The sequence below is a fragment of the Prosthecobacter sp. genome (assembly GCF_044226605.1).
GTDB lineage: Bacteria > Verrucomicrobiota > Verrucomicrobiia > Verrucomicrobiales > Verrucomicrobiaceae > Prosthecobacter.
The window spans coordinates 456,568-469,801 of sequence record NZ_JBGAGS010000002.1 but is presented as its reverse complement, the minus strand read 5'-3'; the positions used below and the strand labels follow the sequence as shown (position 1 = coordinate 469,801).

Genomic DNA, 13,234 nt, shown 5'->3' with positions numbered 1-13,234 from the left:
TTATGGCGACCAAAGCACACGACGAACGCGAATGCCGCGTCTCTTTCAAAGTCATCGACGGCGGCGTGACTGCCGCAAAGGGGTTCCGCGCCAGCGCCGTGACCTGCGGCATCAAGAATCCTGAAGCCACCCGCCTCGACCTCGCGCTCATCGTTTCAGACGGCCCGACCACCACGGATGCGGTCTTCACGACCAACAAGGTCCGCGCCGCCTGCGTGCGCGTGAGCCAGCAGCATATCAAGGAGAGCGACACCCGCGCCATCATCGCCAACAGCGGCAATGCCAACGCCTGCACTGGCGTGCAGGGCATTCAAGATGCGAAGGCGATGACAAAAGCCGTGGCTGAACAACTTGGCGTAAAAATGCGCCAGGTGCTCGTCTGCTCCACCGGCATTATCGGCATGCCGATGCCCATTGAGCGCGTGATCGTGAAAGTGCCTGATGCCGTGGCCAAGCTGAAATCCGACGGCTCCGAGGATGCCATGCGTGCGATCATGACGAGCGACACGCAGCCCAAGTCGTTCGCAGTCGATGTGCCTTGTGGCAAAGGCAGCTTCCGCATCGGCGGCATCGCCAAAGGCGCGGGCATGATCTGCCCGAACATGGCCACCATGCTCTGCTTCATCACGACTGATGCAAAGATCGGCAAAGACGAACTGCACCGCTCCATGCGCTACGCCGTGGAGAAGAGCTTCAACTGCATCACCATCGACGGTGACACCAGCACGAACGACACCGTCATCGTGATGAGCAACGGCCAGTCGGACGCGCCGACCATCAAGAAAGGATCCCCCGAAGCTGAGCTTTTCCGCTGTGCCTTGCACAAGGTGATGCTGGAACTGGCCAAGATGATCGTCTGCGACGGAGAGCGCGTGACCAAATTTGTCGAAATCCGAGTGCGCAACGCCCGCACTCTGGGAGATGCCCGCAAGGTGGCCGAAACCGTGGCAAAATCGCTTCTGGTGAAGTGTTCCTTCCACGGCTGCGACCCAAACTGGGGCCGCATCATCCACGCGGTGGGTTATTCCGGCGCACGCATTCGTGAGGAGCTTATCGACATCTACTTCGGCGGTCTGCAGGCCTGCAAAGGTGGTCTGGCCACCAAGACCCCCGTGGGTGAGATGGAGAAAGTCGTCAAAGAGCCGAAATTCACCGTCACGATCGACCTCAATCTCGGCACCAGCGGCTACACAGTTTACACCAGCGACCTGTCCGAAGAATACGTGGACTTTAACAGCGCGGAATATTCCGCCGCCGTGCATGCGAAACGCCAGAAGGGCTTTGCCTGAGCCACGGGCGTATTCTCATTTTTCCTGCGATGAATCCCCTCGACGCTCAAATCACCAAATCCGCCGTACTCCTTGAAGCCCTGCCTTACATGCAGAGCTTCCGCGGCTGCACGTTTTTGATCAAGGTCGGCGGCAGCGCCATGGAGGACCCTGTGCAGGTGGACAGCTTCCTGCGCGATGTGGTGTTCCTCGAAGCCGTGGGCATCAATCCCGTCATTGTGCATGGTGGCGGCAAAGCGATCTCCAAGGCCATGACCGAGTCAGGTCTGCAGGCCAAGTTCATCAATGGCATGCGCGTCACGGACGACGAGACCATCAAGATCGTTGAAGAGACTCTGGCCCGCGTGATCAACCCTGAGATCGTCAACAAGATCAACGCCTTTGGTGGCAAGGCTGTGGGCATTCCCGGCACAGAGGTCTTTCTCGGCGAAAAGATGAAAGGCGACCTGGGCTGGGTCGGCGAAGTGAATGACTGCAAGCTGGGCCTCATTCAGGCCGCCGTCGCGGGCGAATTTGTCCCCGTGGTCTCCCCCGTTGCACGCGAGCTTGCCTCCGGCAAAACGCTCAACGTAAACGCCGATCTCGCCGCCTGCGGCCTGGCCAAACGCCTCAAGGCCACCAAGCTCATTTTCCTCAGCGACGTGCGCGGGGTCATGCGCGATCCCAAAGATGACAACACACTGATCCCAAGCCTCGACGAGGCTTCGATCACGAAGTTAAAAGCGGAAGGCATCATCAGTGGGGGCATGATTCCGAAGGTGGACTCATCGCTCGACTCTCTGCGCGGCGGCGTGGGCAAGGTGCATCTCATCGACGGCCGCCTGCCGCATGCCCTCATTCTCGAAATCTTCACCGACGGCGGGATCGGTACTGAAATCCATTTGTAATCCTGAGATGAGAACCAGTGATCAACTGATGCAGGAGTATCTCCTGCCAAACTACGGTCGTTACAACGTCTGGCCCGTGCGTGGCGAAGGCCCGTATGTATGGGACCGCGATGAGAAAAAGTATCTCGACTTCGCCGGTGGCGTGGCCGTGTGTCCGCTGGGTCATTGCCCGCCCCCGGTTGTGAAAGCGCTCACGGAGCAGGCAAACACGCTGATCCACGTTTCAAACTGGTACTGCATCGACAAGCAGGCGGAACTGGCGCGTATCCTTGTGGAGGAATGCGTCGGCATTCCCGGCAAGTGCTTCTTCTGCAACAGCGGCGCAGAGGCCAATGAAGGCCTCCTCAAACTGGCGCGGAAATACGGACAGCAGACCGGCGGACGCTACGAGATCATCACCTTCACCGGTTCCTTCCATGGCCGCACCTTCGGCGCCATGACGGCCACGGCGCAGGAGAAAATCCACGGCGGCTTTGGACCGCTGCCACCGGGCTTCGTCTATGCGCCCTTCAATGACATCGCCGCACTGGAAGCTGCGATCACCGACAGGACGGTGGCCATTTTGCTTGAGCCGATTCAGGGCGAGAGCGGTGTGAACGCCGTGACCCCCGAGTTTCTGCGTGCTGCGCAGCGCCTCTGCCGCGAGAACAATCTGCTTCTGCTGCTGGATGAAGTGCAGTGCGGCTTTGGCCGTGCAGGAGAGATGTCCGGGTGGCGCAGCATCATTCCGGGCGACGAGATCCAGCCTGATGGCATCAGCTGGGCCAAGGCCATTGGCAGCGGTTTCCCCCTGGGTTCCTTCTGGGTCAATGATCGCCGCGATCTGAGCAAGACACTCGGTCCCGGCACGCATGGCACCACCTACGGCGGCTCACCCCTGGCCTGCGCCGTGGGCATCGCCACGCTGCGCACCATTCTGGATGAAAAGCTCTGCGACAATGCCAAAGCACGGGGTGCGGCCATCGCAGCCGCAGCTTGCGGCTGGAATCATTCGCTGATCAAAGAGGTGCGTCAGCTCGGTCTGTTCATCGGCTTTGAACTCAATGCCGACGCCATCTCTTCAAAATCCGGCGGCAAGCTGCCTTCCATCTTCCTCGCGCAGCAACTGCTCGATGCCGGCATGATGGTCACTCCTGCCGGTCCCAATGTGGTGCGCTGGCTATCGCCGCTGAACATCACCGCAGCCCACGCCGAGGAAGGGCTGTCCATCTTCAAGAGCGTGCTCGATCAGCTCGCGTAACCCAGCCAAGACATGAACCATCTGCTTTCCATCGAAGAACTGACCAAGGGACAGATCGAAAAGATCGTCGATCTGGCCTGTGTGCTGAAAAAAGACCGCAAGGCCTCCCCGCAGGTGCTCACCGGCCAGCAGTGGGCCCTCATTTTCAGCAAATCCTCCACCCGCACCCGGGTGAGCTTTGAAGTGGGCATTCGTGAGCTGGGCGGCGCGGTGATGTTCCTCTCCAGCGCCGACATCCAGCTGGGCCGTGGCGAGCCGATCAAGGACACCGCCCGCGTGATGGGCCGCATGATTCATGGCGCGGTCATCCGCACCTTTGCGCAGCAGGATGTGGTGGACTTCGCCCAGTACAGCGGCATTCCCACCATCAATGCGCTGACCGACGACGAGCACCCCTGCCAGGTGCTGGCCGATCTGCAGACCATCCAGGAACGCCTTGGCGGCTGGCAGGGCAAACGCATCTGCTTCCTCGGCGATGGCGACTGCAACATGGCCCGCTCCTGGATCTGGGCCTCCGTGCATCTGGGCTTTGAACTCGTCATCGGCGCACCCAAGGCCTTTCAGCCGCAGGAAAGCTTCATGCAGCGCGTCCCTGCCAAAACGATCCGCGTCGTGGATGATCCCGCCGAAGCCGTGAAGGGCTGTGACGTGGTTTACACCGATGTATGGGTGAGCATGGGCAAAGAAGCCGAAAGCGCCGACCGCATCGAAACTCTCAAGCCCTGGCAGATCAACAGCGACCTCCTGAAGCACGCCAATCCGGGTGCCCTCGTCATGCACTGCCTGCCCGCCTACCGCGGCAAGGAGATCACCGACGAAGTCATGGAAGCCCATGCGGACGTCATCTTCGAACAGGCTGAAAACCGCCTGCATGCGCAAAAGGCGATCATTGTGGAGATCACGCGAAAGAGTTGATTTGCCATGAGCACCCCCGTCACAGCCAGCAGCCCTCTCGGCGTTTTCGACTCCGGCGTTGGCGGGCTGACCGTAGTGCGGGCGCTGCGGGATCTGCTGCCGAATGAGTCCATCGTTTACCTTGGCGATACGGCGCGTGTGCCCTACGGCTCCAAGTCTCCCGATACCATCCGGCGCTTCTCGGTGGAGGACACTCAGTTCCTCGTCTCCCATGGGGTGAAGGCGGTCGTGGTGGCGTGCAACACGGCCACGGCCCATGCGCTGCCGGTGCTGCAGGCCACGTTTCGTGTGCCGGTCATCGGTGTGCTCGGCCCGGGCGTGGAGGCAACGCTGGCCGACCCCGCGTGTGAACGCGTGGGCATCATCGGCACTGCAGGGACGATTCGCAGCCATGCCTACCAGCATGAGATCGCCATGCGGCGGCCGGACGTCATGATCGAGGCCAGGGCCACGCCGTTGCTGGTGCCGTTCGTAGAGGAGGGCTGGACCGACCACCCGGCGCTCAAGTCCGTATTGCGGGAGTATCTGAAACCGATGCTGGACAAGGGTATCGACACCTTGGTGCTGGGCTGCACCCACTACCCGCTGCTGGTGCCTGTGCTGAAGCGCATGCTGGGCCAGAAGGTGCGGCTGGTGGACTCTGCCCTCACCTGTGCCGCGCACGTCAAGGCCAGCCTGGAGCAGGGCGGCCTGCTGCGAGCAACGAAAACCAAGCCCACGCTGGACATCTACCTCACGGACCATTCTGAGCAGGCTGAAAACCTGGCCAGACGCTTCCTGGGCACGGATTTTGGCAAGGTGAAGAAGGCCGTGGTTTGAAGCAGGCTATGGCAATCTCAAATTGCCCGATGGGGAAGACTCGCTAGCCTGAAGCTCCCACATGTTTCCACGCATCTTTGACCGCTACCTTGGCCGCCAGGTCGCATCCGCCACGCTGATCGGCGTGGCGCTGCTCAGCGGCGTGATGGTGCTGGGCAATGTGTACAAGAAACTGGACCAGCTGCTGGGCAACACCGAGCTGCCTATCTCGGTGATTGCGGAGTTTGTGATGCTGGTCATCCCCTTTTCTCTCATTTTCACCATCCCTTGGGCCTTCCTGACGGGCATCTTGCTCGTGTTTGGCCGGCTTTCTGCCGACAATGAGCTGGTATCCCTCCGGATGACGGGCATGTCCATGCCGCGCATCTGCGCCCCAGTCTTTGTTTTGGCCTTCATCCTGAGCGGCGTCTGCCTGTGGGTGAATGTGAGTCTGGCCCCTGCGGCGAAGGACCGCATGAAGCGTCTCTTTTACCAGGTGGCGGTAAAAAACCCTGAAACCCTCTTCCAGGAAGGCCAGGTGCTGGAGCGTGTGCCGGGCTACCGCATTTACACCAGCAAGCGCACCGACAAGACGCTGACTGACATGCACATCATCATGGTGAAGGACACCCAGGCCAGCACCTACATCCATGCCGATAAAGCCACTCTGCACACCACTCCCGGCTCGATCGACTTGCAGATGGAGCTGGATGGCTACACCGAAGAGACCATCCCCACTGAGGGTCAGCGCCAGGTGGCTCCCTATTCGATGAAAAAGCAGTGGCTGACGCTCCCGCTCTCTGAGATGCAAAAGGATGCTGTGCGTGTGAATGCGAGCATGAAAACCACCAGCGCGCTGGCCGAAGAAGTGCGCACATGGAAGGACACCGTCACCGGAGATGCCTTGACTCCAGTCACCCGCTCCCTTTCCCTCACCGAGTTGAGCAAGCGTTATAGCTTCTCTTTGGCCTGCATCACCTTTGCCCTGGTGGGCATTCCGCTGGGCGTCACGGCACAAAGGCGTGAGACCTCCTCCGGCTTTGCCCTGAGCCTCATCACGGCCACGGTGTACATCGTCTTCATCATTCTGGCGGACACCCTCAATGACAAGCCTGCGGCCATGCCTCACATCATCATGTGGCTGCCCAATGTGATCTTTCTCGGCATGGGTGGCTGGCTCTTCTTCAAGCTCAGCCGGAAGTAAGGCCGCCTTACTTTTTCAGCAGGCCAAGGACTGCCGAAGTCATCGCCGTCACGCCGGTTTCAATGGTGGGCTCCGGCACAGGTTTGAACAGCGGCGAATGCAGGGACGGCAGCGAGGTGCCCTTGGCCTTGGCAGCCGCCACGACTGCCGGAGGCTGCGTGCCGAGCCAGAACATGCACAGCGGCACCTTGTCCTTCGTCATGCCGTATTCGGAAAAGTCCTCAGCTCCCATCACAGGCTCACGCGTGATGACATTGTCCGCGCCAATGGCTGCGCCGATGAACTTGCGTACTTCCTGGCAGAGTTCGGGCTGATTGTAGAGCGCGGTGGCGCTGTCATCGGAAATGAGCACCTCGGGCATCTTGTCAGCGGGCATGCTGGCGGACTCGGCCTGGGCTTTGACGATGCGTTTGATGGAGTCGATGAGGTGCTGCCGGGTTTCCTTCTTGTAGCTGCGCAGCGTTAGCTGCAGGCGCACTTCCTCGGAGATGATGTTGCTCTTGGTGCCGCCATGGATGCTGCCCACGGTGACCACCGCCGGGTCACCCGGCCGCACCTCGCGGCTGACGATGGTCTGCAAAGCCAGCACGATCTGCGAGGCCAGCACGATGGGGTCTTTGCACAAATGCGGCATGGAGCCATGCCCGCCCACGCCTTTCACCACGATCTCCATGGAGTCCACATTCGCCAGCGCGAAGCCTTCGACGAGGCCGATCGTGCCATGCGCCATGTCAGATGAGCAATGCAGAGCGACGGCCTTGTCCGGCTTGGGAAACTTCGAGAAAAGACCATCGCGCAGCATGAACCGCGCCCCGAGCACCCGTTCCTCCGCAGGCTGACCAATCATGACCACCGTGCCCTTCCACTGATCTTTGAGTTTTGCCAGGGCCCTCGCTGTACCGATGAAGCTGGTCATGTGCATGTCGTGACCGCAGGCATGCATCACGCCTACCTCGCGCCCGAGTTCATCCTTCACCATCTTGGTGCTCGCATACGGCAGTCCGGTGATCTCTTTGACCGGGAGGGCATCGAGATCGGTGCGGACGAGGATCACAGGGCCTTCACCATTTTTCAAAACACCGACAACCCCGTTCCCACCCACCTTCTCCGTGACCTCCAGCCCAATCTCGCGCAGTTCTTTGGCGACGCGCGCTGCCGTTTCAGTCTCGTGCAGGGAGAGCTCCGGATTCGCATGCAGCTCTTTGTATAAAGAGACGAGCGACGGCAGCTCCTGTTTCACCACCGAAGAAAGATCAGCAGCCGCGAGGGATGATCCGACCAGCAAAGAGAGCAAAAACGGTTTCATGCCCACCACTAAGCCGACAATCCCGCCGTCTTGCAAGACTCAAGGTGATTTAGGCAGCCACCCCACAGACCCCATCCATTCCGCACACCGCTGCGGCCAGGCATTGATTGGCTGCTTGTTGTCGCGCATGCCAAAGCCGTGGCCGCCCTTGGTGAAAAGATGAATTTCGCAGGGAATGCCGAGCTTTTTGTACTCGAGGTAGAGCACCGTGGCGGCGGTCGGATTTTGGCCGTCATCGTGCGCGCAGGCGAGAAACATGGGCGGTGCATCCTTCGGCACTGTAAAGCCTTCCTTTAACTTTGTGGGATCTTTGAAGTCCACGAAGCCACCGCCGTAGATCATGATGCCAAAGTTCGGAAGCTCGGTCTGGGTGACACGATCACAGGCGATGTGAGCGAGGAGGTTTCCGCCGGCGCTGAACCCAAGCAGACCGACACGTTTCGGATCCAGATTCCACTCCTTGGCATGCTCACGCACCAGCGTGATCGCTCTCGCAGCATCGGCCACCGGCTTTTCATGCGGCGCGGCTTCATCACGGGTGGGCGTGCGGTATTTGAGCAGAACACCGGTAACTCCGAGGCTGTTGAGCCATTCACACACCTGCGAGCCCTCGTGAACAGCCGAGAGGAAAACGTAGCCGCCGCCGGGAGCCACGATGACGCTGGCGCCGTTGGGCTTTTCGGGACGATACACGGTGATCGTGGGTTCGTGAATGTCGGTGATCGTGCTTTTGCCAGCCTTGGTGCGAATAAAGTCCTCGGTAGCCTTGGAATGTGGCAGCATCTGGCCGGGGGCGCCGTCGGGCCAGAGTTTGAGTTCAACGGGCTCAGCAGCGCCGAGAGTGAGGGCGCTGAGAAGAAGGGCAGGCAGTGCTTTCATGGCAGGAAGTGTGAATGATGGAGGAAAGGCGCGACTTTGTCACTCGTAGAGATAAGCGTTCATGCATCCTCTTGAAGCCAACCGCCTTCACCTGACCCGCCGCTCCCTGTTTGGGAAGACGGCGCTGGGCATCGGTGGCGCTGCGCTGGGAGGATTGCTGACGCGTGATGGCTTTGCCGCACAGGCACCGGATGCGACGGCCCCGGCGCTGCCTCATTTCGCGCCAAAGGCCAAACGCGTGATCTACCTGCTGCAAAACGGCGCGCCCTCCCATGTGGACCTGTTTGACCACAAACCGATGCTGAAAAAGATGCACGGCACGCAAATTCCCGACAGCGTGGTGGCAGGCAAACGCTTCAGCACCATGACGGGCGGACAGACGGCACGGCCGGTGCTGAGCGAGATCACAAGGTTTTCTCGTCATGGCCGCAGCGGCGCGACCGTGAGCGATTTTCTTCCCCACACGGCGGCGATGGCCGACGAGCTGTGTTTCATCAAGTCCATGCACACCACGCAGGTGAATCACGCACCGGCGATCACCTTTTTCATGACAGGCAGCGAGCAGGCGGGCCGTCCAGCCATCGGCTCGTGGCTGAGCTATGGCCTCGGAAGCGAGTCAGAGGACATGCCGTCCTTTGTCGTGATGACCTCGCGCGACAAGGAGGCGAGCTGCGGCCAGATCTTTTATGATTTCTACTGGGGCAGCGGCTTTCTGCCGTCCAAATATCAGGGCGTGAAATTCCGCGGCAGCGGAGACCCGGTGCTATACCTGAGCAATCCCGATGGCATGAGCCACGCGGTGAAGCGCACCATCCTTGATGGCATCGCGGGCCTGAACGAAATGAAGCTGCGGGACTTCGGCGATCCCGAGATCGCCACGCGCATGGCGCAATATGAGATGGCCTACAAGATGCAGACAAGCGTGCCGGAGCTGACCGATGTCTCTGACGAGCCGCAGCACATCCTGGACATGTACGGCCCGGACGTGAAACGCCAGGGCAGCTACGCCTACAACTGCCTCATGGCGCGCCGGCTCGCCGAGCGTGGCGTGCGCTTTGTGCAGCTCATGCACGCGGGGTGGGATCAGCACCGGAACCTGAACACCCAGCTCAAAATTCAATGCACCGACACCGATGCCCCAAGCGCCGCACTGGTGAAAGACCTCAAGCAGCGCGGCTTGCTGGAGGACACCCTGGTCATTTGGGGAGGGGAATTTGGCCGCACGCCCTTCCTGCAGGGCAAGATCGAGGACACCAAGCAGTGGGGCCGTGACCACCACCCCTACGTTTTCACCGTCTGGATGGCAGGCGGCGGTGTGAAGCCCGGCATGACCTACGGCGAGAGCGATGAATTCGGCTTCGGCGTCGCAAAAGACGGCGTCCATGTGCACGACTTTCAGGCCACACTGATGCACCTGCTCGGCATCGATCACGAACGCTTCACCTTCCGCTTTCAAGGCCGCCAGTTCCGCCTGACGGACGTGCATGGCAGCGTGGTGAAAGCGGTCGTGGGGTGATGGCGCAGGCCTTTTGACCGGACGCGGACGGCCGCCAGGATGATCACACATCCGGGTTGCATCCGCCGCCGCCCACGTGTTTGAGTGAACATATGCTGATTCCCCGTTTTATCCTCGCACTCGCGCTGTGCGTCTGCGTGGTGGCCTGCAAGCGTGAAGCGGTAAAAAACCTCACGAAGCCGGACGCTGCGGCGTTTGTGGCGGATGGTGGCGGGGATGGCAGTGTCTGGGTGGTGGACGGGCCAAACGGTGGCCGTCTCTTTTTGTGCGGCACCATCCACACTCTCCGGGAGAAGGATTACCCCTTGGCGCCAGCCTACGAGGCGGCGTACATGTATTCAAACAAGCTGGTGCTGGAACTGCCGCCAGGCGCCGCCACAAGTGAGCAGCTGGGAGAGCGGATGTCGCAGCTCGGGCTGTATCCGGAAGGAACCTCGCTCGAAGCGCATGTGAGCAAGGAAACCTGGGACGAAGTGAAAAAATGGGCGGCAAAGCGCCGGCTCAACCTTGCTCCTCTCAGCCGCCTGCGGCCGTGGTTTCTCTCCCTCATGATCACGAACACCGAATACGCGGCGCTCGGAGCCAAATCCAACCAAGGCGTGGACACCTTTTTTGAGGAGCGTGCGAAGAAGGACGGCAAGCCGGCCGAAGGGCTGGAAACGGTGGAATTTCAAATTCAGATGTTCGCTTCTCTGAGCGAGAAACAGCAGCGCGAGTTTCTGGAGCAGACCCTGGTGGAGATCAGCACGGTGGAGCAGGAGTTTGAAAAAATCATCAAGGCCTGGAAATACGGCCAGCTGGATGAGCTGAAGGAAATGCTGTTCCGGGAGGCAGACAAATACCCCGACCTGACGAATCTTTTCCTCACCTCACGCAATCTGGCGTGGATGGACCGCCTGGAGCAGATGCTCAAACGCGGTGAAAAGGTCATGGTCCTGGTGGGCACCGGGCACCTCACTTCAGAATCCGGGCTGATCGAATTGATGCGCAAACGCGGTTATCGCGTGCGGCATTACCGGGAAGTGACGGACTTCTGAACCTGCCTCACACCAGCCGCAGCCGGGTAAGGTCCTGGGTATCGACCATTCCAACAGGCCGTCCCGACTCATCCACCACGACGAGGTCATCCACCCGGTTTTTCTCAAAGGTGGCAAGAACCTCCGCCGCCAGTTTGCCGGCCTGAATGCTCACCGGGCGTGGGGTCATGAAGGCGCTCACCGGCTGATCCGCGATGGCATGGTTTTTCTGGAAAGCGCGGACGAAGTCGCCGTGAGTGAAAACACCGGCGAGAGTGCCGTCTGGATTGGCAACGATAGCGGCCCCGCTGCGGGCGCGCGTCATGGCCTGGAGAGCGTCCCGCACCACCGTTTCCGGCTGGATGACAGCGAGTTGGTCTCCACTGCGCATGACATCGCTCACCCGGGTGAGCAGGGCACGCCCCAGCGAGCCGCCGGGGTGCAGCCTGGCAAAGTCCTCCGACTGGAACCCTCGCGCCTCCAGCAGAGCCATGGCCAGGGCGTCGCAGAGGACCAACATCGTTGTCGTGCTGGAAGTGGGGGCCAGGTTGAGCGGGCAGGCCTCCTGGGTCACGTGGACGTCCAGCACCACATCCGCATTTTTGGCCAGCGTGGACCCCATGCCGCCGGTGATGGCGATGATCGGAATGTCAAAACGCTTTAGGTGCGGCAGCAGGTCCAGCAGTTCGGACGTCTCCCCGCTGTAGCTTAGCATGATTGCCATGTCCCCTGGGTCCACGACCCCCAGATCTCCATGCAGGGCATCGCCCACATTGAGCAGCACCGTGGTGGCGCCGGTGCTGTTGAGGGTGGCGGCAAGTTTACGGCCAATGTTCCCGCTTTTGCCCACGCCACAAACGATCAGCTTGCCACGGTTGCGCACACCTGCGAGAAGCAGTTCGATGGCGCGGGCGAAAGAATCGTCGATGCGTGCATGCAGCCGCTGCAGCTCGTCAATTTCAAGCTGGATGACGCGGCGGGCTTTTTCGGGGTAATTCATGGGACCAGAACTGTTAGGCGGGGACTGAGATGCAGCAACCAAGTGCTTGAGAACTAAGCATTTCCCCGCCATGATTGGCGCCGTCCCGTCTGATCTGTCTTTTCGTCAATGACTTCTGGTTCCATTGGTTCCCACCGCGCCTTCATGGGTGTTAGCATCACTTTGTGCGTCATACTATCGCTGACGCTCTATGTGGGATGGCGGGTGTACTTCTTCAGTCTGTCCAATCGCAACACTCTGATCGAAATGGCCCACAAGGCCGAGCAGAGAAATCATGAACTGGAAAGCATGGGCATTTCGTTTGATGCGGCCACCACGGGCGGCACCGCCCCGTCCACTTTGCCCAAAATCGGCGCTGGCAACAATGAGCCTCTCAAAATCGCCGCCCCCATTTCGCCTGCCCCCACAACAGCCACCCTCCCGCCAAGTTCCACGTTCCCACCAGAATCGAGCATCAGGGAGCTCCCCTTGCTGGAAACCACCGATGAAGTCGCTCAGGCCATCGCTCTGCTGGAACAGTATTGGAAAACCCCCGAGTGGAAAGATCGTGTGGCAATGGTGGCCAACGCTGAAAAAGTCGCTCCTCTGATGAAGGATTTCTATGAAACCCAGGGGGGCAAGGACCCGGTGCCGGGCAGCATGTCCACCAAGGCGCGTTATCAGATCAACAACACTGAGATCCTTTATTTCAGCTACTCCAGCAGCCGGCCCACCGGCTCATTGGAAGTAGCCATGCTTCGCGGCCCTCAGGGAAATTTCCTCATCGATTGGGAGAGCCTGGCAGGATACGGTGAAATGTCATTCCATGAGTTCCGCAACCAGCGGCCCACCAAAGCTGTCCTCATGCGGGGCTATGTACGCCTCTTTGAGTATTACAATTTTGAGTTCTCGGACTCCAAGAGATACCTCTGCATCAAGCTGATGTCCGAAAACGGTGAAAATTCGGTGTACGCCTACTGCGAACGCGGAAGCCAGCTCGCCCGCTCGATCGACGCGGATCTCGTCTCCACCGGCCCATCAGGGTTCAAGGGCTACACAATGCTGGTTTCGTTTCCGCCAAACGCCCAGTCCAATCAATGTGTGAACTTGGAAAAGGTGCTGGCCCAGCGCTGGCTCAATCTTCCCTGAGACGACGGCCGGGCGGTCCAGTTGGAACCGAACGCCCTGCCGCTCAAAACCTGACA

12 protein-coding genes are annotated in these 13,234 nt (G+C 60.1%); 9 read left to right on the top strand and 3 right to left on the bottom strand.

Annotated elements, in window-relative coordinates; all coding sequences use genetic code 11:
* Positions 1–2 precede the first annotated feature (2 nt).
* The 6 genes from argJ to ACILSO_RS03930 all read left to right on the top strand — a co-directional run bounded on the left by argJ (position 3) and on the right by ACILSO_RS03930 (position 6,333).
* Complete coding sequence (gene argJ / locus ACILSO_RS03955; protein WP_395736066.1) at positions 3–1,289, top strand: bifunctional glutamate N-acetyltransferase/amino-acid acetyltransferase ArgJ; 1,287 nt, start codon at positions 3–5, stop codon at positions 1,287–1,289.
* Between the two features lie 29 nt (positions 1,290–1,318).
* A complete protein-coding gene (gene argB / locus ACILSO_RS03950) occupies positions 1,319–2,176 on the top strand; it encodes an acetylglutamate kinase (protein ID WP_395736065.1) in 858 nt (285 codons plus the stop codon).
* A gap of 7 nt (positions 2,177–2,183) precedes the next feature.
* A complete protein-coding gene (locus ACILSO_RS03945; protein ID WP_395736064.1) occupies positions 2,184–3,416 on the top strand; it encodes an aspartate aminotransferase family protein in 1,233 nt (410 codons plus the stop codon).
* A gap of 12 nt (positions 3,417–3,428) precedes the next feature.
* Positions 3,429–4,331, top strand: a complete 903-nt coding sequence (gene argF / locus ACILSO_RS03940) for an ornithine carbamoyltransferase (RefSeq protein WP_395736063.1) — start codon at positions 3,429–3,431, stop codon at positions 4,329–4,331.
* Between the two features lie 6 nt (positions 4,332–4,337).
* Positions 4,338–5,150 carry a glutamate racemase gene (gene murI / locus ACILSO_RS03935; protein ID WP_395736062.1) on the top strand — a complete coding sequence of 271 codons (813 nt, stop codon included), beginning with the start codon at positions 4,338–4,340 and terminating at the stop codon, positions 5,148–5,150.
* Between the two features lie 61 nt (positions 5,151–5,211).
* Positions 5,212–6,333 (top strand): LptF/LptG family permease, encoded by a 1,122-nt coding sequence (locus ACILSO_RS03930; RefSeq protein WP_395736061.1) that lies wholly within the window; start codon positions 5,212–5,214, stop codon positions 6,331–6,333.
* Positions 6,334–6,340: 7 nt separating this feature from the next.
* On the opposite strand, the gene ACILSO_RS03925 is transcribed toward ACILSO_RS03930, so the two are convergent.
* Together ACILSO_RS03925 and ACILSO_RS03920 are read right to left on the bottom strand one after the other, a co-directional pair.
* Positions 6,341–7,639, bottom strand: coding sequence for an amidohydrolase (locus ACILSO_RS03925; protein WP_395736060.1), 1,299 nt, complete (start codon positions 7,637–7,639; stop codon positions 6,341–6,343).
* 39 nt (positions 7,640–7,678) lie between these two features.
* On the bottom strand, positions 7,679–8,518 hold the full coding sequence (locus ACILSO_RS03920) for an alpha/beta hydrolase (protein WP_395736059.1): 840 nt from the start codon (positions 8,516–8,518) through the stop codon (positions 7,679–7,681).
* 61 nt (positions 8,519–8,579) lie between these two features.
* Between ACILSO_RS03920 and ACILSO_RS03915 the strand changes: the two genes are divergently transcribed.
* Together ACILSO_RS03915 and ACILSO_RS03910 are read left to right on the top strand one after the other, a co-directional pair.
* A complete protein-coding gene (locus ACILSO_RS03915) occupies positions 8,580–10,034 on the top strand; it encodes a DUF1501 domain-containing protein (protein ID WP_395736058.1) in 1,455 nt (484 codons plus the stop codon).
* Between the two features lie 92 nt (positions 10,035–10,126).
* On the top strand, positions 10,127–11,071 hold the full coding sequence (locus tag ACILSO_RS03910; RefSeq protein ID WP_395736057.1) for a TraB/GumN family protein: 945 nt from the start codon (positions 10,127–10,129) through the stop codon (positions 11,069–11,071).
* A 7-nt stretch (positions 11,072–11,078) separates the two neighbouring features.
* Here the strand turns inward: ACILSO_RS03910 and ACILSO_RS03905 are convergent, their stop codons facing one another.
* The gene (locus tag ACILSO_RS03905) at positions 11,079–12,050 is read right to left on the bottom strand and encodes an SIS domain-containing protein (RefSeq protein WP_395736056.1); all 972 of its coding nucleotides are present in this window, start codon (positions 12,048–12,050) and stop codon (positions 11,079–11,081) included.
* 144 nt (positions 12,051–12,194) lie between these two features.
* Between ACILSO_RS03905 and ACILSO_RS03900 the strand changes: the two genes are divergently transcribed.
* Positions 12,195–13,178: a hypothetical protein gene (locus ACILSO_RS03900; RefSeq protein ID WP_395736055.1), complete on the top strand. Its 984-nt coding sequence runs from the start codon at positions 12,195–12,197 to the stop codon at positions 13,176–13,178.
* Positions 13,179–13,234 lie beyond the last annotated feature (56 nt).

Excerpts from the sequence above, each read along its gene's own strand:
- argJ (WP_395736066.1), top strand. The coding sequence starts at position 3 with ATGGCGACCAAAGCACACGACGAACGCGAATGCCGCGTCTCTTTCAAA.
- argB (WP_395736065.1), top strand. The coding sequence starts at position 1,319 with ATGAATCCCCTCGACGCTCAAATCACCAAATCCGCCGTACTCCTTGAA.
- ACILSO_RS03945 (WP_395736064.1), top strand. The coding sequence starts at position 2,184 with ATGAGAACCAGTGATCAACTGATGCAGGAGTATCTCCTGCCAAACTAC.
- argF (WP_395736063.1), top strand. The coding sequence starts at position 3,429 with ATGAACCATCTGCTTTCCATCGAAGAACTGACCAAGGGACAGATCGAA.
- murI (WP_395736062.1), top strand. The coding sequence starts at position 4,338 with ATGAGCACCCCCGTCACAGCCAGCAGCCCTCTCGGCGTTTTCGACTCC.
- ACILSO_RS03930 (WP_395736061.1), top strand. The coding sequence starts at position 5,212 with ATGTTTCCACGCATCTTTGACCGCTACCTTGGCCGCCAGGTCGCATCC.
- ACILSO_RS03925 (WP_395736060.1), bottom strand. The coding sequence starts at position 7,639 with ATGAAACCGTTTTTGCTCTCTTTGCTGGTCGGATCATCCCTCGCGGCT.
- ACILSO_RS03920 (WP_395736059.1), bottom strand. The coding sequence starts at position 8,518 with ATGAAAGCACTGCCTGCCCTTCTTCTCAGCGCCCTCACTCTCGGCGCT.
- ACILSO_RS03915 (WP_395736058.1), top strand. The coding sequence starts at position 8,580 with ATGCATCCTCTTGAAGCCAACCGCCTTCACCTGACCCGCCGCTCCCTG.
- ACILSO_RS03910 (WP_395736057.1), top strand. The coding sequence starts at position 10,127 with ATGCTGATTCCCCGTTTTATCCTCGCACTCGCGCTGTGCGTCTGCGTG.
- ACILSO_RS03905 (WP_395736056.1), bottom strand. The coding sequence starts at position 12,050 with ATGAATTACCCCGAAAAAGCCCGCCGCGTCATCCAGCTTGAAATTGAC.
- ACILSO_RS03900 (WP_395736055.1), top strand. The coding sequence starts at position 12,195 with ATGGGTGTTAGCATCACTTTGTGCGTCATACTATCGCTGACGCTCTAT.